We start from the raw sequence: 20,728 nt of genomic DNA on the forward strand, positions 1-20,728 counted from the left end.
GCTGTCATGATTAATTCGCCACGCGTTTGTGTACAGGTTCAAAGTATGTATGTCGAGACACAGTCTATGCCCGAACAGGAGCGTTATGTCTTTGCTTATACTATTACCGTACGTAATCTCGGGCGGCATAACGTACAGCTGGTCGGGCGTTATTGGCTGATAACCAACGCCAACGGCAAGGAAACACAGGTCCAGGGCGAGGGCGTGGTCGGCGAGCAGCCGATCATCCTGCCCGGCAGCGAGTTTCAATATACCAGCGGGGCCATTCTCGAAACGCCTTTGGGCACGATGGAAGGCCACTATGAAATGCTGGATCATGAGGGGCAGTCTTTTCGTATTGCCATTCCCGTCTTTCGCTTAGCAATCCCAACACTTATACACTAATTATGTCGACATACTTAATCGGGGATATTCATGGCTGCTACGACGAGCTGACGTCACTGTTGTCCCAAGTGACCTTCAATCCCGCGGCGGATACCCTCTGGCTCACCGGCGATCTGGTGGCGCGCGGGCCCGCTTCGCTGGAAGTGTTGCGTTTTGTGCGCGAACTCGGCGACTGCGTGCGGATGGTGCTGGGCAATCATGATCTGCACCTGCTGGCGGTCTACGCCGGCATCAGCCGTAATAAACCCCGTGATCGTATTACCCCGTTGCTGGAAGCCCCCGACGCCGATACGCTGATCAACTGGCTGCGCCGGCAACCGGTGCTGCAGGTGGACGAAGAAAAAAAACTGGTGATGGCCCATGCCGGCATCACGCCGCAGTGGGATCTGGACACCGCCAAGACCTGCGCCCGGGAAGTGGAAGCGATACTCAGCAGCGACAGCTACCCGCTGTTTCTGGACGCTATGTACGGGGATATGCCCAGCAATTGGTCGCCCGAGCTAAGCGGCCTGGCGCGGCTGCGATTTAGCACCAATGCCCTGACCCGGATGCGCTACTGTTTCCCCAACGGCCAGCTGGACATGATTGCCAAGGATGCCCCCGGCAGCGCCCCTGCCCCGCTGCGGCCGTGGTTTATGATCCCGGGACCGGTGGCGGAGAACTACAGCATTGCCTTCGGTCACTGGGCGTCGCTTGAGGGTAAAGGCACGCCGGCGAATGTGTATGCGCTGGACACCGGCTGCTGCTGGGGCGGCCACCTGACCATGCTGCGCTGGGAAGATAAACGCTACTTTATCCAGCCCTCCAATCGCCAGGATGAGAGCGGCGTCGAGGCGACGTCGCTTATGTAAGGGGAGGGAATCAACGACCGGATGGCCGTTGATTCGGCGTTAACGCCGACGTCTGCGCTTAGCGGCGATCGAGTATTTCCCAGCAGAAACTGTGGCTGTTCTTCTCATCGGCATCGTGGAATTCGCTGAAAGTGGACTGCCACTGATCCGGTTCGTACTCCGGGAAATAGGTATCGCCGTCAATCTCGGCATCAATATGCGTCAGGTAAAGACGCGCGGCCTGCGGCAGGAAATGCGCATAGATCTTGCCGCCGCCAATCACCATCACTTCCTGTGCCTCACCGGCGGCGGCCAGGGCCTGTTCCGGCGTGGTCACCCAGGTGACGCGGTCGTCCGCCGCCGGATGGCGGCTAAGGACGATATTCAACCGCCCCGGCAGGGGCTGGCCGATGGATTCATAGGTACGCCTGCCCATGATCACCGGTTTATGCAGGGTATTGCGCTTAAACCAGGCCATATCGGCAGGCAGATGCCAGGGCATGGCGTTCTCAAGGCCAATCACGCGATCGACGGCCAGCGCGGCAATCAGGCTAATTTTCATATAAACTCTTACAAGCTGTCAAATTGCTGCCACTATACGGAAACTGCCGCCGACCGTCGAGCGCCTCGGCAGACGTCCATCACAAAATTCAGAAAGCGCCTAACACCTATACTCCCGGGCGTTTTCGGTATAGCCATAATCCCGGCAGCGACAACCCGATCGACAGCGCGCCGACAATAAAACCCGCCTTGAGGAATTGCGTAACCAGGATCGACATCAGCGCGTCGCTATAGCCTAAATGGGAAATTTCCACCGCCGCCACCATCGCGCTGTAGGCGGAGATGCCGGGAAACATGGGGATCACGGCCGCCACGGTAAACACCTTCGGGTGCGCCAGCAGCCAGCGCGACCAATGAATGCCGATGATGCCTATCAGGATCGCGGCCAGCAGGGAAGCCCATTCAATATTCATGCCGAAATGGATAAGCAACATGCGCGTTCCGTGGCCGATGGCCCCGAGCAGCGCGCAATAGCGCAGCGCTTTTACCGGCACGTTGAACACCATGGCGAAACCCAGGGCCGGTACGGCCGCCAGCAGCATATCCTCCAGTAACGCCAGCAACAGATTCATGACCATCCCCGGAAATCCCACACCGCCATCGCCAGGACAATACCGATGCAAATCGATAACGTCAGCAGGCTGGCCATGGTCCAGCGCGCCAGGCCGGTATTGACATGGCCCTTGAACATATCCGCCACCGCATTGATCAGCGGGAAACCCGGCACCAGCAGCAGGACGCTGGCCGGCATCGCCACCAGCGACGTGCCCTGGAACACCGGCAGCCGCATCAGCAGCCCCGAGGCGGAGGTGGCGACAAACGCGGTAATACAAAAATTGATCAGCGGATTCATTTGCCGGGCGGTCAACAGCTGGCGCACGTACATGGCCAATCCGCTGGCAAACAGCGTCACGGCAAAGGCATCCCATCCCCCGCCATTCAGGCGGCTGAAACACCCGCAGGAGAGACCGACGATGATGACCATCAGCCAGCGGGGGTAGCGCATCGCTTTGATATTGGCCAGGCGTTTGGTCACGTCGGCGACATCCAGCAAACGATGCTCGGTCATAATGACGATATGCTGCACCTGCGTGACCACATGCATATTAATGCCGCGATCGTTATTTTTGCGCGTCGATGTCAGGCAAAAATCATTGATAATGGTGGTCAATACTATGGCATTGGCTGAAATAGAGCTTTCCACCCGCTGGACACCCAAAGCCCGCCCCAGGCGTGTCGACAACTGCTCCACGATCATGCTTTCCGCGCCATGCTGCAGCAGCAGGAGCGCGCATTCAATACACAGCCGGGTGATAACCCGCTGCTGATCTTGCGTTATTTCACTACCCATCGACATGCACCATACCCAACCACACTCCGATAACCCTACGCTTAATGGACGCTCTTTTCTTAACATGTAACAAAAACGGCGGCAAGCCATAATTATGCCATGACGAAAGCCATAATGTTCTAAATACCGGCGGGTGATATTCGCCGCGGGGCTTTTAAAAAATTAACTTAATATCTACATAAAATTAACTACCCCGGCAAACAATACTCCTCCGGCTTTCTCCTCAACGCCGATGCTGTACATGACACTGATCTACCGGCGCGTTTTAGGGTTTAGCATTTCGTGCTATCGGGCGTGTGGCGTTATCCCCCCGGCGTGGGCCGATCCACGCCTGCGCAGCGCCAAAGCCTGGATATTCATATTTCCGATATATGCAATAATTACGTATTATCATGCAGATGATCTTCTATGGGCATCCCGCGTTAAACAGCATTGGCGACCGTCCAAGGGACGATAGCCTGGTCGATAATCCAATATCACGGGCGCTGAGGCGATTTAATCCTGTTTTGGTGCCTTACCTGTACATGTCTTTAATCATATTCAACTGCTTAAATTTACGCACTCGTTTTTCAGAAATTTCCCCCGCCAAAATGAAATGAATTATCATGCGGTCCATTTATTTCGTTTTAAAAAAGACAATCTTGCCGCCGCTGGATTTTTATTTTTAAAGCCTAAATAGCGGCCATAAAGAACCGCCATAATCATGAGATTGATCACAGAAAACGGCTCCATGGCCGATAGTATAGCGCCTGTCAGTTCGTTGCTTACCCACTAACAGGTAACCATAATGGAAAACAATAACCGGAAAATGGCGCATATACGCAGAGTGAGGCATTTAATGATGCCCCGATGCCGTGACTATTTCTCTTTCTCTTTTTTCTCTTTCAGATAAATTTCCCTTGGACATGGCACCCTCTTCTGCGGGACTGTCATTGCCGTCTCTCCATAGATAATACCGCCAGCCAGATGTTTTAACGCATCCTGACGGGCTGCTATTGTCCATGAACCGTACTGAACAGCATCCGGAAGATCTTCAGCCCGCCACGGCTGTGAGATGATGATTCGCCATGATTCTGGCCATCATTTTATTAATAGTACGGCAGGTACTATTACGCATCATTATGCTTAAAAAATAACTATGGGACTGTCGATTCCTATTTAACCGAAGGCAATCCTTTGTCCCTGTTCCAGGAGAATATAATAGAATGAAACCCTTGAAAATTGTCGCCAATGCCGCGGTAAAATCATGTTTTAACAGCGAAAGGGAGACGGTTGATATACTTAATACAGATTTTTCAGATATTGCGGCGGTAGTATTATCCTTATCAGAAACCCATGGCGGCGCCATTGACGCCATCAAACTTACCGGTCTCGACATCCCTATTTTTGTCGCCATCGGCTGCCACGAAGAGCTGGCGAATCATGACCTGACAAGGGTTAACGGCGTATTTGAGCTGGGCGACGGCAATGCCGATTTTTACGGCAAACAGGTGGAGTCCGCGGCGACAAAATATGAAAAAGAATTATTGCCGCCTTTCTTTTCCACGTTAAAGAAATATGTGGAAATGGGTAATTCCTCCTTTGCCTGCCCGGGTCATCAGGGCGGGCAGTTTTTCCGTAAGCATCCGGTGGGACGCCAGTTTTTTGATTTTTTCGGCGAAACGCTGTTCCGTGCGGATATGTGTAATGCCGACGTTAAGCTGGGCGATTTGTTAATTCATGAAGGCGCGCCCTGCGCGGCGCAACAGCATGCGGCCAAAGTCTTTAACGCCGATAAAACGTATTTTGTCCTTAACGGCACCTCGGCATCGAATAAAGTGGTGACCAATGCCCTGCTGGCGCGGGGCGACCTGGTACTGTTCGATCGCAATAATCATAAATCCGTTCATCACGGCGCCTTGATCCAGGCGGGCGCGACGCCCGTTTACCTGGAGACCGCCCGTAATCCGTTCGGTTTTATCGGCGGCATCGATGCCCACTGTTTCGAGGAGGATTATCTGCGCGCGCAAATTCGCCGCGTGGCCCCCGCACGCGCAGGCGAAACCCGGCCGTTCCGTCTGGCGGTTATCCAACTGGGGACTTATGACGGCACGATATATAACGCGCGCCAGGTGGTGGATAAGATCGGCCATCTCTGCGATTACATCCTGTTTGATTCGGCCTGGGTCGGCTATGAACAGTTTATTCCCATGATGAAGGATTGTTCCCCGCTGCTGCTGGAGCTAAACGAAAACGATCCGGGCATTATCGTGACCCAGTCGGTGCATAAGCAGCAGGCCGGATTTTCCCAAACCTCGCAAATTCATAAAAAGGACCGGCATATCAAGGGGCAGGCGCGATATTGCAATCATAAGCGTTTTAACAATGCCTTTATGCTGCATGCCTCCACCAGCCCTTTTTATCCGTTGTTCGCGGCGCTGGATGTCAATGCCAGGATGCATGCCGGCGAAAGCGGCCGACGCTTGTGGGCGGATTGTGTCGCCCTGGGCATCGAGACCCGAAAGATCCTGCTGAATACCTGCTCGATGATCAGGCCCTTTGTACCGGTAAGCGTGGAAGGGCGTCCCTGGCAGGATTTTGACACCGGCGAAATGGCGCAGGACCTGCGTTTCTTTAATTTCGTGCCCGGTGAAAAATGGCATGGGTTCGACGGGTATGCGCCAAACCAGTATTTTGTCGATCCCTGCAAACTGCTGCTGACCACCCCCGGTATTGACACCGCCAGCGGCGAGTATGCCGATTTCGGCATCCCCGCGACCATCCTGGCCAACTTTCTGCGTGAAAACGGCATCGTGCCCGAGAAATGCGATCTGAACTCCATTCTGTTCCTGCTTACGCCGGCGGAAGATATGGCTAAAATGCAGCACCTGGTCGCCCAGATCGCCCGTTTTGAACGTTTTATACTGCAAGATGCGCCCTTATCCGACGTCCTGCCCGCCATTGTCGCCAGCCATGGACAACGCTACCAGGGTTATACCCTGCGACGCCTGTGCCAGGAAATGCATGACTTATATGTCAGTTACGACGTTAAACAACTGCAAAAGGACATGTTCCGCCAGGGGAACTTCCCGCGGGTGGCGATGAATCCGCAGGATGCCAACGGCGAGTTCGTGCGCGGTCATGTTGAACTGGTGCCGCTGAGCAAGGCGGAAGGCCGCATCGCCGCCGAGGGCGCGCTGCCCTACCCGCCGGGAGTGCTTTGCATGGTGCCCGGCGAAGTGTGGGGCGGCGCCGTGCAACGGTATTTCCTGGCGCTGGAGGAAGGCATCAATTTGCTGCCCGGCTTCTCGCCGGAGCTGCAGGGGGTTTATCTTGAGCGCGATCGGGATGGAATACAGCACGCCTATGGTTATGTCGTTAAACAATAAACAAAAAGGACCATGATCATGAATAAAACGAAAAATAAAATGGGCGTGGTGCAGCTCACCGTCCTGACCGCCGTGAATATGATGGGTTCCGGCATTATCATGCTGCCCACCAAACTGGCGGAGGTCGGGACCCTGTCCATTGTCTCCTGGCTGGTTACCGCCCTGGGGTCGATGGCGTTGGCCTACGCGTTCGCCAAATGCGGCATGTTCAGCCGCAAGCCCGGCGGGATGGGCGGCTATGCGGAATATGCCTTCGGCAAATCCGGTAACTTCATGGCCAATTACACCTATGGCGTTTCCCTGCTGATCGCCAATGTCGCCATTGCCATATCAGCCGTTGGCTACGGTACGGAGCTGGTGGGACAAACCCTCACGCCGCTTGGCATCTGCCTGGCCACCATCGTGGTGCTGTGGCTGGCCACCATGGCCAATTTTGGCGGCGCGCGCATTACCGGGAACATCAGCAGTATCACTATATGGGGCGTCATTATTCCAGTTGTTGGCATTTCCCTGATCGGGTGGTTTTGGTTTAGCGGCGCCGCCTACATGGCCGCCTGGAATCCCCATGCCATCCCCACCTTCGAGGCCATAGGCTCCTCCATCGCCATGACGCTTTGGGCGTTCCTGGGGCTGGAATCCGCCTGCGCCAATATGGACGTGGTGGAAAACCCGGAACGCAACGTGCCGATCGCCGTATTGGGCGGCACGCTCGGGGCAGCGGTTATCTATGTGGTCTCCACCAATGTTATCGCCGGTATCGTGCCCAACCTGGCGCTGGCGAATTCCACCGCGCCGTTCGGGCTGGCGTTTTCCTATATGTTTACGCCTTTCGTCGGCAAAATCATCATGGCGCTGATGATCATGTCATGCGTCGGTTCCCTGCTGGGCTGGCAGTTTACCATCGCCCAGGTCTTCAAATCCTCCGCCGACGCCGGCTATTTTCCCAAGGTGTTTTCCCACACGAATAAGGCGGACGCGCCGGTGAAAGGCATGCTTATCATCGTCGCCATCCAGACCGGTCTGTCGCTGATGACCATCAGCCCGTCACTGAACAAACAGTTCAACGTGCTGGTGAACCTGGCGGTGGTCACCAACATTATTCCTTATATCCTGTCGATGGCGGCCACCGTGGTGATCCAGAAATCCGCGGGCCTGCCGCCGGCCAGGGCGCGAGTCACCAACGGCATCGCCTTTCTCGGCGCGCTATACAGCTTTTATGCGCTCTACAGCTCCGGGCAAGAGGCGATGATGTGGGGTGCGATCGTCACGTTCCTCGGCTGGACATTATACGGCATCATTTCGCCGCGCTTTGAAATGCCCGATGTTAAGCTTAACTGAACAAAGCAAGGCCAACCTAAGGGATAATTCATCATTATATTGGATGCTGATATGCAAACCATCAGTTACACCGCGCTGCGCAACAACCTGGCGCAAGCGCTTGAGTCCCTGGAACAAGGGCAAGTCCTGTGCGTTACCCGGCGCGGCCGGGCGGATGTGATCCTTAAAGGCGAAAATGGGGCAACACGCGGGCAAACGACGGAACCACCGTCCCGGACGGGAGGTTTTAGCTTCAGGATGGAGGATCTGCTGTAAACGCCGGCGGCGGCGCGGCGTTCTCCCGGCAACGGGATCGCGCCCGTCCCGCCGCGTTCCTGCGCTGCCGCGATACGGTACATAAGTGCTGAACCAAATCGAGGGTGCGCTTCCCCTGCGCCAGCGTTATCCTGTAGCGCTTACTGGTTGATTGCCGAGTCCGTCATGTTAGAAACCTCACTGTTTGTCGCCTCCATCGCCACCCTTGGCATGCTTTCTCCCGGCCCCGACTTTTTCCTGGTGATCAGGAATGCCGCCCGCTATCGCAAACGGGCCGCCATGATGACATCCCTTGGTGTGATCTGCGGCGTCGCCACCCATATGTCGTATTGCGTCGCCGGACTGGCAGTGCTGATTACTACCACACCCTGGCTGTTTAACCTGCTGAAATACGCCGGCGCCGGATATTTGATCTGGATCGGCATCCAGGCGCTGCTATCCCGCGGCGCCGGCAGAATAAGCCTCAACGATGCCCCGCATCAGCCGGTAAGCCTGAAAACCGCTTTTATCCAGGGCTATTTGAATAACTTACTCAATCCGAAGGCCACACTGTTTTTCCTGGCGGTGTTTACCCAAGTGCTGCAGGTGCAATCGGACGTTGCCGAAAAACTCTGGTACGCGGGTATTATCCTGTTGCTGGCGCTGGTCTGGTGGCCGCTGCTGGTGCTATTAATCCAAAGCGGTCCCGTGCGCCGCGCCCTCGCCAAAACGCAAAAATTGGTGGACAAGCTGCTGGGCGGGGTGCTGATTGCCCTGGGAATCAAGGTCGCCCTGGGATAAAAAAATCGGGACGCTCCTGGAGCGTCCCGCACGGATAAGCGTATTTTGCCGCCGTATCCCGGCCACGCGCCTGGCCAGGATACGGCGATATGCCGCTATCCCTTCAGCATCGCATGCATTTCCTGAACTGAAATCACGCGTTCGGTGGGGTCCGAGTTTAGCGCCATGGCGGTGGCGAAGCCGCCGTTCATGGTGGTGTCGTAGTGCACTTTATACTGCAGCGCGCTGCGGCGGATAAGCTTCGAGTCCGCGATTGCCTGGCGTCCGGCGGTGGTATTGACGATATAGGTATATTCGCCGTTTTTAATGCGGTCCTGGATATGCGGCCGCCCTTCATGCACTTTATTCACCAGCCGGGGATTGATTCCCGCTTCGCCCAATATCACCGCGGTGCCGTGCGTGGCATCCAGTTCAAAGCCGTGCTTGAGCAGTTTCGCCGCCAAATCCACTACCCGGCCCTTGTCGCCGGCGCGCACCGACAGCAGCGCCCGGCCGGATTTTTTCATGCGGGACTGGCTGCCCAGCATGGCTTTGGCGAAGGCTTCGGCAAAGGTGCGGCCCACGCCCATCACCTCGCCGGTGGAGCGCATTTCCGGCCCCAGGATGGGGTCGACGCCGGGGAATTTATTAAACGGCAGCACCACTTCCTTGACCGAGTAATACGGCGGGATAACCTCTTTGGTAATGCCCTGGTCGGCCAGCGATTGCCCCACCATCACCCGGGCGGCAACCTTCGCCAGCGGCACGCCGGTGGCTTTGGAAACAAACGGCACCGTACGCGCGGCGCGCGGATTGACCTCGATCAGATAAACTTCATTGGCCTTAACCGCGAACTGCACGTTCATCAGCCCGCGCACCCGCAGTTCAAACGCCAGTTGCTCGACCTGCCGGCGCATCACGTCCTGTATTTCCTGGCTAAGGGTATAGGCCGGCAGCGAACAGGCTGAATCGCCGGAGTGCACGCCTGCCTGCTCGATATGTTCCATAATGCCGCCAATCAGCACCTGCTGGCCGTCGCAGATGGCGTCCACGTCCACTTCCACCGCGTCGTCAAGGAAACGGTCCAGCAGCACCGGCGCGTCATTGGAGACGCTGACGGCGGTCTGGAAGTAGCGCAGCAAATCGACATCGTCGTTGACGATTTCCATCGCCCTGCCGCCCAGTACATAGGAAGGACGCACCACCAGCGGATAACCGATGGTCGCCGCCTTCTCCACCGCCTGGTCGATGGTGGTCACCGTGGCGTTGGCCGGCTGCTTGAGTCCCAGGCGTTCCACCGCCTGCTGGAAGCGCTCGCGATCTTCGGCGCGGTCAATGGAATCGGGGCTGGTGCCGATAATCGGCACGCCCGCCGCTTCAAGCTCCCGGGCCAGTTTAAGCGGGGTCTGGCCGCCATACTGGACAATCACCCCTTTCGGCTGCTCGATGCGCACGATTTCCAGCACATCTTCAAGCGTAACGGGTTCAAAATAAAGGCGATCGGACGTGTCGTAATCGGTGGAGACCGTCTCCGGGTTACAGTTGACCATAATGGTCTCGTAACCGTCCTCGCGCAGCGCCAGCGAGGCGTGGACGCAGCAGTAGTCGAACTCTATGCCCTGGCCGATACGGTTTGGCCCGCCGCCCAGCACCATGATTTTTTCCCGGTCGCGGCTGGGATTGGATTCGCACTCCTCGTCATAGGTGGAGTACATGTAGGCGGTATCGGTGGCGAACTCCGCGGCGCAGGTATCGACCCGTTTATAGACCGGGTGCAGGTTATACTCTTCGCGCAGTTTGCGAATCTCCCCCTCCGACACGCCGGCAAGCGTCGCCAGGCGGGCATCGGCAAAGCCCTTGCGCTTCAGCTGGCGCAGGAATTCGGCGTCCAGCGCGCCGACGCCCTTCTCCGCCACCACGTTTTCAAGCGTGACCAGCTCTTCTATCTGCACCAGGAACCAGCGGTCGATATTGGTCAGGTTAAAGACGCCGTCCACCGACAGCCCGGCGCGGAAAGCATCGGCGATATACCAGATGCGATCGCAGCCGGCGTCTTTGAGTTCGCGGCGGATCTTGGTCAGCGCTTCCGGGTCGTCCAGGCTGACCTTGGGGTCAAAACCGGTGACGCCCACCTCCAGACCGCGCAGGGCTTTTTGCAGCGATTCCTGTTGCGTGCGGCCGATGGCCATCACCTCGCCCACCGACTTCATCTGCGTGGTCAGGCGGTCATTGGCGCCGGCGAACTTCTCGAAGTTAAAGCGCGGAATTTTCGTGACGACATAGTCAATGGACGGCTCGAACGAGGCGGGCGTGCGTCCGCCGGTGATATCGTTCATCAGTTCATCGAGGGTATACCCCACCGCCAGCTTGGCGGCCACCTTGGCAATCGGGAAACCGGTGGCCTTGGAGGCCAGGGCCGAGGAGCGGGAAACCCGCGGGTTCATTTCGATGATAATCAGCCGGCCGTTTTTAGGGTTTACCGAAAACTGCACGTTCGAGCCGCCGGTTTCCACGCCGATTTCACGCAATACCGCCATCGAGGCGTTACGCATGATTTGGTATTCTTTATCGGTCAGGGTTTGCGCCGGCGCAACGGTAATGGAATCGCCGGTATGGATGCCCATGGCGTCAATATTTTCAATCGAGCACACGATAATGCAGTTATCGTTTTTATCGCGCACCACCTCCATCTCGTACTCTTTCCAGCCAATCAGCGACTCATCGATCAGCAGCTCGGTGGTGGGTGACAGATCGAGGCCGCGTTCGCAGATTTCCTCGAACTCCTCGCGGTTGTAGGCAATGCCGCCGCCCGACCCGCCCATGGTAAACGACGGACGGATAATGCAGGGGAAACCTACGTCCGCCGCCACTGCCAGCGCCTCTTCCATATTGTGGGCAAAACCGGAGCGCGCGGTCTCAAGACCGATTTTTTTCATCGCCTTATCAAAACGCTGCCGGTCTTCCGCTTTGTCGATGGCATCGGCGGTGGCGCCAATCATGGTGACGCCAAACTCCGCCAGAACGCCTTCGCGCTCCAGGTCCAGCGCGCAGTTCAGCGCGGTTTGCCCGCCCATGGTCGGCAGGATGGCGTCGGGGCGTTCTTTTTCGATGATTTTACGCACCACTTCCCAATGGATAGGCTCGATATAAGTGGCATCCGCCATATCGGGATCGGTCATGATGGTGGCCGGGTTGGAGTTCACCAGCACCACGCGGTAGCCTTCCTCACGCAGGGCCTTGCACGCCTGCGCGCCGGAGTAATCGAACTCGCACGCCTGGCCGATGACAATCGGGCCGGCGCCCAGAATCAGGATACTGGATATATCTGTACGTTTTGGCATGGTCTTGCTCCTGATTATTTTGCCTGGGAACGGTAAGTCTTGATCAACTCGATAAAATGGTCGAACAGCGGCGCGGCGTCATGCGGGCCGGGGCTGGCTTCCGGATGCCCCTGGAAACAGAACGCCGGCTTATCCGTGCGGTGCAATCCCTGTAACGAACCGTCGAACAGCGAGGTATGCGTGACGCGCAGATTCGCCGGCAGCGTGGTTTCATCCACCGCAAAACCGTGGTTCTGGGCGGTAATCATGACCCGGTTGGCGTCAATATCCTTTACCGGGTGGTTGCCGCCGTGGTGGCCGAACTTCATTTTGACGGTCTTGGCGCCGCTGGCCAGGGCCAGCAGTTGGTGGCCGAGACAGATGCCGAAGATCGGCGTCTCGGTCTCGAGAAAGGTTTTGATGGCGGCGATGGCGTAATCGCAGGGTTCGGGATCGCCCGGGCCGTTGGCGAGGAAGATGCCGTCGGGATCCATCGCCAGGACGACGTCGGCCGGCGTCTGCGCCGGCACCACCGTCAGGCGGCAGCCGCGATCCACCAGCATACGCATGATATTGCGTTTGATGCCGAAATCGTACGCCACCACATGGTAGGGCAGCGCGTCCGGCGCGGCCGGCGCAGGCAGGCCGGCATGCAATGCCCAACTGCCCTGGGTCCAGCTGTATTGCTCGGCGGTGCTGACTTCCCTGGCCAGATCCATGCCCTTCAGTCCCGGGAATTCGCGCGCTTTTTGCAAGGCCAGCGCCGCGTCAGGCGCGTCGCCGGCGATAATGCAGCCGTTCTGGGCGCCTTTTTCGCGCAATAGGCGGGTAAGTTTGCGGGTATCGATATCGGCGATACCGACGATATTATTTTGCTTGAGGTAGTCCGACAGGGAACCGGTACTGCGAAAATTACTGGCGATAAGCGGCAAATCGCGTATGACCAACCCTTGGGCCTGGATGCGGGACGATTCTTCATCTGCTTCGTTGGTGCCGACATTGCCGATATGGGGATAAGTGAGAGTAACGATTTGGCGGGAATAGGAAGGATCGGTGAGGATTTCTTGATAGCCGGTCATCGATGTATTGAAGACCACTTCCCCCACTGCCGTTCCCGCTGCCCCAATGGCCCGACCGTGGAATTGGGTTCCGTCTTCCAGAACCAACAGCGCTGACTTTATCAAAACACCCTCCAAGGAATATTCAGTCATTGTATTTGCATATTAATTCAGATTTAACGATCTTAATCAATGCAAAAAACACCTTCAAGGTAGATTTTCGGCAAATTGGGCGCATTTTAATGATGAGCTGGTCATTTGTCCACCCCGGGCTGATGTTTTTTACTAAATAATGGCAATTAAGCCGGTTACACACCTTGAAACCGCTAAAAAGCACTCATTTAGGGCATGAGTAACCGGTTGCGTGGCCAGAAATTTGTTAAAAGGAACCGGCGCAGGCGCGAAAGCGCAATAATCAGCCCAGAATGGCAATCACCAAGAAAAATAACCGCTGAAAGCCAAACTTAAAGCCATTTGGCCTTCCATTTCCATTGAAAACGATTTTTTAAGAGATAATTCCAATAAAATAAAATTATCTCTATTTAATCAGAGTGATAAAATGGCAGACTTCAGGTGGCGGTAAAAAATAGAGTTATAAACTTGCCAGATCCAGCACATCCGCCATGGTATAAAGGCCCGCTTTCTGCGCTTTCAGCCATATTGCCGCCCTGACCGCGCCATTGGCAAAGGTCATGCGGCTGGAAGCCTTATGGGTAATCTCAATACGTTCGCCGTTATCGGCAAACATCGCAGTATGTTCGCCGACAATGTCCCCGGCGCGTATGGCGGCGAAGCCGATGGAATGGGGCACACGCTCGCCGGTATGGCCCTCGCGACTGTATACGGCGCAGTCCTTGAGGTTGCGGCCCAGCGCCCCGGCGATGGTTTCCCCCATGGCAAGCGCGGTGCCAGAAGGCGCGTCCACCTTGTGACGGTGGTGCGCCTCGATGATCTCGATGTCGCAATAGTCGCCCATAACCCTGGCGGCCTTATCCAGTAATTTCAGCATAACGTTGACCCCCACGCTGAAATTAGCGGCAAAGACAATGCCGATCTGCCCGGCGGCATGCCCGATTCGCGCCTTCTGCCCCTCGTCAAAACCGGTAGTGCCGATAATCATGCCTTTGCCATGCAGCCGACAGAATTCCATATGCGTCAGGGTGCCTTCCGGCCGGGTAAAATCGATAAAGATATCAAAGTCATCTTTAATGGCTTCCAGGCTGTCGCTGACCCTTATCCCCAACGCGCCTTGCCCGGCCAACTCCCCCGCGTCCGCGCCAATCAGGCTTGAGCCGGCGCGCTCGAGCGCCGCCCCCAGGCACGCCTGTTCCGATTGCAGTACCGCCTGGATCAGTTGGCGGCCCATACGGCCGCCCGCACCGGCGATGGCGATGCGAACTGGTGTTACGCTCATAGACACTCTCTGTTGGTTGGCATGATAAAATCAGTTTAGGGTAACCGCCGTCCCGGATTGCCGCCAGCGGATTTCCCCTGGAATTAGCATTATATGTCAGAAGCCGGCTTTCATCAGTCACGGCAATGGACCGGGCCGGGTGCGGCCGCAGCGCGGGAGAAATGAATGTTTATTCATCTCCGGGCCGGTGCCGGGCGCGGATGATCCGGCGCGAAGCGGCTATACTGGATATCTACAGCCGAACACTCGCCACGGAGAGACAGGATGAGTCCTTTTTTTACCTCAACAATCCAGGCCATTGGGGATTATCGCGCCGCCCTGGGCGAAACGCCGGTCTGGTGCAGCCGTAGCCAATCGCTGCTGTGGGTAGATATTTTGCAACAGCGCCTGTTGCGCTATTGGCCCTCCCGGGGATACGTCGAACAGCGCCGGTTGGATTGTCTGTTCAGCGCGGCGCTGCCGACCGAGCGGGAAGAGCAGTTCCTGATCGTGGCGCAGCAGGGCATACTGCTTTATCACTATGAAAAGAGCAGCGCCGGCCGGGATACCCCACGCCTTGAGCTCCTGTGCCCCTACCCGGCCGACGCCGCCGGCACCCGGCCAAACGAGGCGGCCATCGCCCCCGACGGCTCATTATGGTTCAGCACCATGGACCTGGCGGAAGAGCGTCCTATCGGCGGCTGGTACCGCTTTGCCGCCGGCGAAGCGCGACCGCGGAGCATGATGGGCCATGTCACCATCCCCAATACCCTGGCGTGGCATGGCGACCGGGTGTGGTTTGCCGACAGCGCCGAAAAGCGGTTTTACGCCAGCGACGCCGCCGCCATCAATACCGCCCGCCTGCGGGTATTCGATGCCGGAGACAAGACCCCCGACGGTTCGGCGCTGACCGCGGCCGGAGAACTGATCAACGCGCGCTTCGGCCATGGCTGCCTGAGCCGCTACGCCATCGGCGATGGCGAACTGACGCTAATCGAGGATCTGCCGTTACCGGTACGCCAACCGAGCTGCTGTGCTTTCGGCGGCCCCGGGCGTAATGAATTATTTATCACCAGCGCCGGCAAAAATCTCGATCCTCCCGGCGCGCTCGACGGCGCGTTGCTGCATGTTTATACCAGCGCCGTCGGCGCCCCGGAATACCGGTTCAGACTGTAGAACAGGGATAAAAAACCGGCACATCCCATTGAATACGATCAATTTGACTGCCGCCAAATTGATCGATCGCCAAAAGGGATTTGAAGCCCCTCTCTTGCACGTACCGGGGCACGATAAGAACAGGTTTACCGCGTCGCCGCATCAAACCGCCGCGGGCGACTGGAAATGTCATTTACAGGGCATGCGGCGCAAGCAAAAGCCGGTCTTACTCCACCACCCTCACATTCACCCGCAGCTCCTTCGGCACCTCGAACACAATATTCTCCTCGCGCCCGATCAGTTCCTCCGCCCCCTCGCCACCGAGCCCCTGCAGACGCGCAATCACCTCCCGCACCAGAATATCCGGCGCGGAAGCGCCGGCGGTTACCCCGATGGTATCGATACCCTGCAGCCAGCTTTCCTGGATATCCGCCGCGGTATCGATAAGATAGGCCGGTTTGCCCACCCGCTGGGCCAGCTCGGCCAGCCGGTTGGAGTTAGACGAGTTTTTCGAGCCGACCACCAGCACCACGTCAGCATCGGCGGCCAGCTCGCGCACCGCTTCCTGGCGGTTGGTGGTGGCATAACAGATATCGTCTTTACGCGGCCCGATAATCAACGGAAACCGTTCGCGCAGCGCGTCGATAACATCCGAGGTATCGTCCACCGACAGCGTGGTCTGGGTCATAAAGCACAGGTTGGCATCGTCCTTCACCCGCAGTTTCCAGACATCCTTGGGCGACTCCACCAGGTACATGCCGCCGTTGGGGTTATTGTATTGCCCCATGGTGCCCTCGACCTCCGGATGCCCGGCGTGACCAATCAAAATGGCTTCCGTTCCTTTACGGCTGGCGCGCGCCACTTCCATATGCACCTTGGTCACCAGCGGGCAGGTCGCGTCGAATACCGTCAAATCGCGGTTTTTCGCCTCGGCGCGCACCGCCTGCGATACGCCGTGGGCCGAGAAAATCAGGATAGAGCCGTCGGGCACTTCGTCAATTTGCTCGATAAAAATGGCGCCGCTGGCGCGCAGCGACTCCACCACATAGCGATTGTGCACCACTTCGTGACGCACGTAGATCGGCGCGCCGTAAATCTCCAGCGCGCGTTCGACAATACTGATGGCCCGGTCGACACCGGCGCAAAAACCCCGCGGGTTAGCCAGTAAGATGCGCATGTTTATCCTCCTGCTGCGGATCAATTGCCAATACGTCGATATCGAAATAGACCGTGCGGCCCGCCAGCGGATGGTTAAAATCCACGGTGATCGACTCCTCGGCCACGTCACGAATCAATCCGGGCATTTCATTACCGCTGATGGCGGTAAACAGCATAATGGTGCCCACGTCGGGCACGCCGGTTTCGATAAAATCCCGGCGGGAAAAAAACTGGATCAAATCCGGATTAACCGGCCCGAACGCCGACTCCGGCGCCAGGGAAAACGATTTTTTATCCCCCACGCGCAGCCCGAGCAACGACTGTTCAAGGGCCGGTGAAAGGCTATCATCGCCAAGACGGAACAGCGCCGGTTTATTTTCGCGCCGGGTGGATTCGGCAATGGTGCCATCCTCGAGTTTAAGGTCGAAATGCACCAGCACCGCGCTGTCGGACTGCACCTGTTCGGACATGCCGCTTAACCTTTCTGCTTAGCCGTTTTATCGGCCGGATGCATAAACCCTTCCAGCACGATCAGGAGTGCGCCGATACAAATGGCCGAATCCGCCACGTTGAAGGTGGGGAAGTGCCAGTCACCGACATAAAAATCAATGAAATCGATGACCACGCCATGTACCAGGCGGTCAAAGAGATTGCCCAGCGCGCCGCCGATAATCAAGGCGTAGGCGCAATTGGTCATTCTTTGGCGGCTGTCTGAACGGTACATTAATATCATCAACGCCACGGCGATGACCAGGGCGATAATGGCAAACATCCAACGCTGCCATCCCCCTTTATCGGCCAGAAAACTGAATGCCGCGCCATAGTTGTGGGCATAAAAAATGTTAAAAAACGGGATCAGCGGCAACGTCTCATGCAGCATAAAATGCTGCATGATCAACTGCTTGCTGCCCAGGTCGATAATCAGTACGACCAGCGCCAGCCAAAGCCAGCGCAGACCGGTGGATGCTAAGGATTTACTCATCAGACAAATTTACGCTCTTCGCCCGGGCCGGCCACGTTAGTGACGCAACGCCCGCAAATTTCGGGATGCCCGGCGTCAGCGCCGATATCGGTTTCAAAATGCCAGCAACGCGGGCATTTTTCACCATCGGCCTTAGCCAGGGCGATTTTAAGGCCCTTCAATCCTTCGCACTGCTGGGCATCCTCTCCCGCCGCGCTGTAATCAGCCACATCGGCGCGCGACGTCAGCAGGGCAAAATACAACTCTTCACCCAGCGCCCCCAGCGTTTTCGCCAGGGCCGGTTCGGCATACAGGGTGACCCGGGCCTCCAGCGACCCGCCGATGATTTTGTCGGCGCGGGCCTGCTCAAGCACTTTGTTCACTTCGCCGCGCACCTTCAACACCTGTTCCCAGTAAGCGTCGTTCATGGTTTCACCGGCGTCCAGTCCGAACAACCCTTCATACCACTCTTCGGTGAAGACATACTGGGCGCGTTCACCCGGCATGAAGCCCCAGATCTCATCGGCGGTAAAAGACAGGATCGGCGCCATCCAGCGCACCAGCGCTTCGGCGATATGATACAGCGCGGTCTGGCAACTGCGGCGGGCGATACTGTCGGCCTGGGTGGTGTACTGGCGATCTTTGATGATATCCAGGTAAAACGACCCCATTTCCACCGAGCAGAACTGCATCATGCGCTGCACGACGTTATGGAAGTCATAGCTGTCGTAGGCGGCGATGATTTCCGCCTGCGCCGCCTGCGCCCGCCCCACGGCCCAGCGATCCAACACCACCATCTCCTCCGGCTTGACGCTGTGCAGCGCCGGGTCGAACCCATTCAGGTTGGCCAGCAGGAACCGCGCGGTATTGCGAATACGTCGGTACGCGTCGGCGGAGCGTTTAAGGATCTCGTCGGAGACCGCCATTTCACCGGTATAATCGGTGGAAGCCACCCACAGACGCAGGATGTCCCCGCCAAGTTTATCCATCACCTGCTGCGGACTGACCACGTTGCCAATGGATTTGGACATTTTACGCCCCTGCCCGTCGACGGTAAAACCGTGGGTCAGCACCTGGCGATAGGGCGCCTGGCCTTTGATGGCGGTGGAAATCATCAGCGACGACATAAACCAGCCGCGATGCTGGTCGGAACCTTCCAGGTACATATCCGGCTCGTGGCCGCCGAATTCCGGGCGGACCGCTACCACGGACGAGTGCGTCGAACCGGAGTCGAACCACACGTCCAGGGTATCCGGCACTTTGGTATACTCGGCCGCCTCAGCCCCGAGGATAGCGGCGGGATCCAGATCCCACCAGGCCTGGATGCCGTCTTTCTCGACCCGTTTGGCCACTTCTTCCATCAACTCCAGCGTGCGCGGATGGAGCTCCTCGGTATCCTTATGGACAAACAGCGACATCGGCACGCCCCAGGTGCGCTGGCGCGAGATACACCAGTCGGGACGATTGGCCACCATATTTTCGATGCGCGCCTGTCCCCAGCCCGGGATCCACTGCACTTCCCTGATTTCTTCCAGGGAACGTTTGCGCAGCCCTTTCTGATCCATGCTGATAAACCACTGCGGCGTGGCGCGGAAAATGATGGGGGTCTTATGACGCCAGCAGTGCGGATAGCTGTGCACCAGCTTTTCCACATGCACCAGCGCGCCGTGCGCGCGCAATAATTCGACCACCACATCGTTGGCCTTGAACACCTGCAGCCCGTCGAGATCCGGATAGGTCCCCGGCAGGTAGCACCCGTCCGGCCCCACCGGATTGGCGACCTCCAGGCCGTATTGCTGGCCGATGACATAATCGTCCGGGCCATGGCCGGGCGCGGTATGCACCGCGCCGGTACCGGCTTCCAGCGTCACATGCTGACCCAGGATCGCCGGCACGTCGAAGCCCATAAACGGGTGGCGAAAGCGCAGCAGTTCCAGCGCGCCGCCTTTACAACTGCCCAGCACGGTCCATTGGGCGATACCCGCACGCTGCATTACGCTTGCCACCAGGTCGGCGGCCAGTATCCAGTTTTGCCCGTCCACCGCGACCAGCTGATACTCGAAGTCCGGATGGACCGAAATCGCCCGGTTGGCCGGCAGGGTCCAGGGCGTGGTGGTCCAGATCACCAGCGACACCGGCCCGGCAACCCCGCTCACGCCGAATTTTGCCGCCACGGCGTCGGCGTCGACCGCCTGGAAAGCCACGTCGATGGAGGGCGAGGTGCGATCGTAATACTCGACTTCCGCCTCAGCCAGCGCGGAACGGCAGTCGATACACCAATGCACCGGCTTGGCGCCTTTATGCAGATGGCCGTTGGCGATGATTTTGCCGAGCGAACGGATAATATTGGCTTCGGTGCCGAAATCCATCGTCAGGTAAGGATGATCCCATTCGCCCAGCACGCCCAGGCGGATAAAATCTTTTTTCTGGCCTTCCACTTGCTCGGCGGCATATTTGCGGCAGGCGGCGCGGAATTCCGCGGCGCTGACCTTTTCGCCCGGCTTGCCGATCATCTGTTCAACTTTCAGCTCAATCGGCAGGCCGTGGCAATCCCAGCCCGGCACATAGGGGGAGTCATAGCCCATCAAGCCTTTGGACTTGATAATAATGTCTTTGAGAATCTTGTTAACCGAGTGACCGATATGGATACTGCCGTTGGCATACGGAGGGCCGTCATGCAGGATAAAGGTTTTCTTGCCTTTTTTAGCGTTACGGATAATCCCGTACAGGTCCTGTTCATACCAGCGTTGCAGCATGCCAGGCTCGCGCTTGGCCAGATCGCCGCGCATCGGGAACCCTGTGTCCGGCAAATTCAGGGTGTTTTTGTAATCACTCAT

General features: G+C 57.4%; 18 protein-coding genes. 8 read left to right on the forward strand and 10 right to left on the reverse strand.

The genetic code is table 11. The annotated features are described in order from the left end of the window. The first annotated feature begins 6 nt into the window (after window positions 1-6). Together apaG and apaH are read left to right on the forward strand one after the other, a co-directional pair. Complete coding sequence (gene apaG, locus ABUK12_RS11920; protein WP_410016447.1) at window positions 7-384, forward strand: Co2+/Mg2+ efflux protein ApaG; 378 nt, start codon at window positions 7-9, stop codon at window positions 382-384. Window positions 385-386: 2 nt separating this feature from the next. Continuing rightward, the gene (gene apaH / locus ABUK12_RS11925; RefSeq protein WP_410016448.1) at window positions 387-1,235 is read left to right on the forward strand and encodes a bis(5'-nucleosyl)-tetraphosphatase (symmetrical) ApaH; all 849 of its coding nucleotides are present in this window, start codon (window positions 387-389) and stop codon (window positions 1,233-1,235) included. Window positions 1,236-1,293: 58 nt separating this feature from the next. Here apaH and folA read toward each other — a convergent pair whose 3' ends face one another. The 3 genes from folA to ABUK12_RS11940 form a co-directional block, all read right to left on the reverse strand. Beyond that, window positions 1,294-1,776: a type 3 dihydrofolate reductase gene (gene folA / locus ABUK12_RS11930; protein WP_410016449.1), complete on the reverse strand. Its 483-nt coding sequence runs from the start codon at window positions 1,774-1,776 to the stop codon at window positions 1,294-1,296. 106 nt (window positions 1,777-1,882) lie between these two features. Then, window positions 1,883-2,347 (reverse strand): threonine/serine exporter, encoded by a 465-nt coding sequence (locus tag ABUK12_RS11935; protein WP_410016450.1) that lies wholly within the window; start codon window positions 2,345-2,347, stop codon window positions 1,883-1,885. Then, window positions 2,344-3,132 (reverse strand): threonine/serine exporter ThrE family protein, encoded by a 789-nt coding sequence (locus ABUK12_RS11940; protein ID WP_410016451.1) that lies wholly within the window; start codon window positions 3,130-3,132, stop codon window positions 2,344-2,346. Before ABUK12_RS11940 ends, ABUK12_RS11935 begins: the two co-directional genes overlap by 4 nt. A gap of 802 nt (window positions 3,133-3,934) precedes the next feature. Here ABUK12_RS11940 and speFL point away from each other — a divergent pair. The 5 genes from speFL (at window position 3,935) to ABUK12_RS11965 (ending at window position 8,867) form a co-directional block, all read left to right on the forward strand. After that, window positions 3,935-4,018 (forward strand): leader peptide SpeFL, encoded by an 84-nt coding sequence (gene speFL / locus ABUK12_RS11945; RefSeq protein ID WP_410016626.1) that lies wholly within the window; start codon window positions 3,935-3,937, stop codon window positions 4,016-4,018. Window positions 4,019-4,331: 313 nt separating this feature from the next. Next, entirely contained in the window at window positions 4,332-6,494 is a 2,163-nt protein-coding gene (speF, locus tag ABUK12_RS11950; RefSeq protein ID WP_410016452.1) for an ornithine decarboxylase SpeF, read from the forward strand. Window positions 6,495-6,512: 18 nt separating this feature from the next. Beyond that, window positions 6,513-7,832 carry a putrescine-ornithine antiporter gene (gene potE / locus ABUK12_RS11955; protein WP_410016453.1) on the forward strand — a complete coding sequence of 440 codons (1,320 nt, stop codon included), beginning with the start codon at window positions 6,513-6,515 and terminating at the stop codon, window positions 7,830-7,832. Window positions 7,833-7,883: 51 nt separating this feature from the next. Further along, window positions 7,884-8,087, forward strand: coding sequence for a type II toxin-antitoxin system Phd/YefM family antitoxin (locus ABUK12_RS11960; RefSeq protein ID WP_410016454.1), 204 nt, complete (start codon window positions 7,884-7,886; stop codon window positions 8,085-8,087). Window positions 8,088-8,252: 165 nt separating this feature from the next. Then, window positions 8,253-8,867 carry a LysE family translocator gene (locus tag ABUK12_RS11965; protein ID WP_410016455.1) on the forward strand — a complete coding sequence of 205 codons (615 nt, stop codon included), beginning with the start codon at window positions 8,253-8,255 and terminating at the stop codon, window positions 8,865-8,867. 95 nt (window positions 8,868-8,962) lie between these two features. Here the strand turns inward: ABUK12_RS11965 and carB are convergent, their stop codons facing one another. The 3 genes from carB to dapB all read right to left on the reverse strand — a co-directional run bounded on the left by carB (window position 8,963) and on the right by dapB (window position 14,638). Then, complete coding sequence (gene carB / locus ABUK12_RS11970; RefSeq protein ID WP_410016456.1) at window positions 8,963-12,187, reverse strand: carbamoyl-phosphate synthase large subunit; 3,225 nt, start codon at window positions 12,185-12,187, stop codon at window positions 8,963-8,965. 14 nt (window positions 12,188-12,201) lie between these two features. Next, window positions 12,202-13,350 carry a glutamine-hydrolyzing carbamoyl-phosphate synthase small subunit gene (gene carA / locus ABUK12_RS11975; RefSeq protein ID WP_410016457.1) on the reverse strand — a complete coding sequence of 383 codons (1,149 nt, stop codon included), beginning with the start codon at window positions 13,348-13,350 and terminating at the stop codon, window positions 12,202-12,204. A gap of 466 nt (window positions 13,351-13,816) precedes the next feature. Beyond that, the gene (dapB, locus tag ABUK12_RS11980) at window positions 13,817-14,638 is read right to left on the reverse strand and encodes a 4-hydroxy-tetrahydrodipicolinate reductase (protein ID WP_410016458.1); all 822 of its coding nucleotides are present in this window, start codon (window positions 14,636-14,638) and stop codon (window positions 13,817-13,819) included. Between the two features lie 264 nt (window positions 14,639-14,902). Here dapB and ABUK12_RS11985 point away from each other — a divergent pair, with 264 nt between their 5' ends. After that, a complete protein-coding gene (locus tag ABUK12_RS11985) occupies window positions 14,903-15,793 on the forward strand; it encodes an SMP-30/gluconolactonase/LRE family protein (protein ID WP_410016459.1) in 891 nt (296 codons plus the stop codon). A 205-nt stretch (window positions 15,794-15,998) separates the two neighbouring features. On the opposite strand, the gene ispH is transcribed toward ABUK12_RS11985, so the two are convergent. The 4 genes from ispH to ileS are packed head-to-tail and all read right to left on the reverse strand — an operon-like array spanning window position 15,999 to window position 20,728. Beyond that, window positions 15,999-16,949 carry a 4-hydroxy-3-methylbut-2-enyl diphosphate reductase gene (gene ispH, locus ABUK12_RS11990; protein WP_410016460.1) on the reverse strand — a complete coding sequence of 317 codons (951 nt, stop codon included), beginning with the start codon at window positions 16,947-16,949 and terminating at the stop codon, window positions 15,999-16,001. Next, window positions 16,930-17,400, reverse strand: a complete 471-nt coding sequence (fkpB, locus tag ABUK12_RS11995; RefSeq protein ID WP_410016461.1) for an FKBP-type peptidyl-prolyl cis-trans isomerase — start codon at window positions 17,398-17,400, stop codon at window positions 16,930-16,932. Before fkpB ends, ispH begins: the two co-directional genes overlap by 20 nt. Window positions 17,401-17,405: 5 nt before the next feature. After that, entirely contained in the window at window positions 17,406-17,912 is a 507-nt protein-coding gene (gene lspA, locus ABUK12_RS12000) for a signal peptidase II (RefSeq protein WP_410016462.1), read from the reverse strand. Further along, on the reverse strand, window positions 17,912-20,728 hold the full coding sequence (ileS, locus tag ABUK12_RS12005; protein ID WP_410016463.1) for an isoleucine--tRNA ligase: 2,817 nt from the start codon (window positions 20,726-20,728) through the stop codon (window positions 17,912-17,914). The genes lspA and ileS overlap by 1 nt, the downstream gene beginning before the upstream one ends.

The organism is Sodalis sp. C49 (genome assembly GCF_046352915.1).
GTDB lineage: Bacteria > Pseudomonadota > Gammaproteobacteria > Enterobacterales > Enterobacteriaceae > Acerihabitans.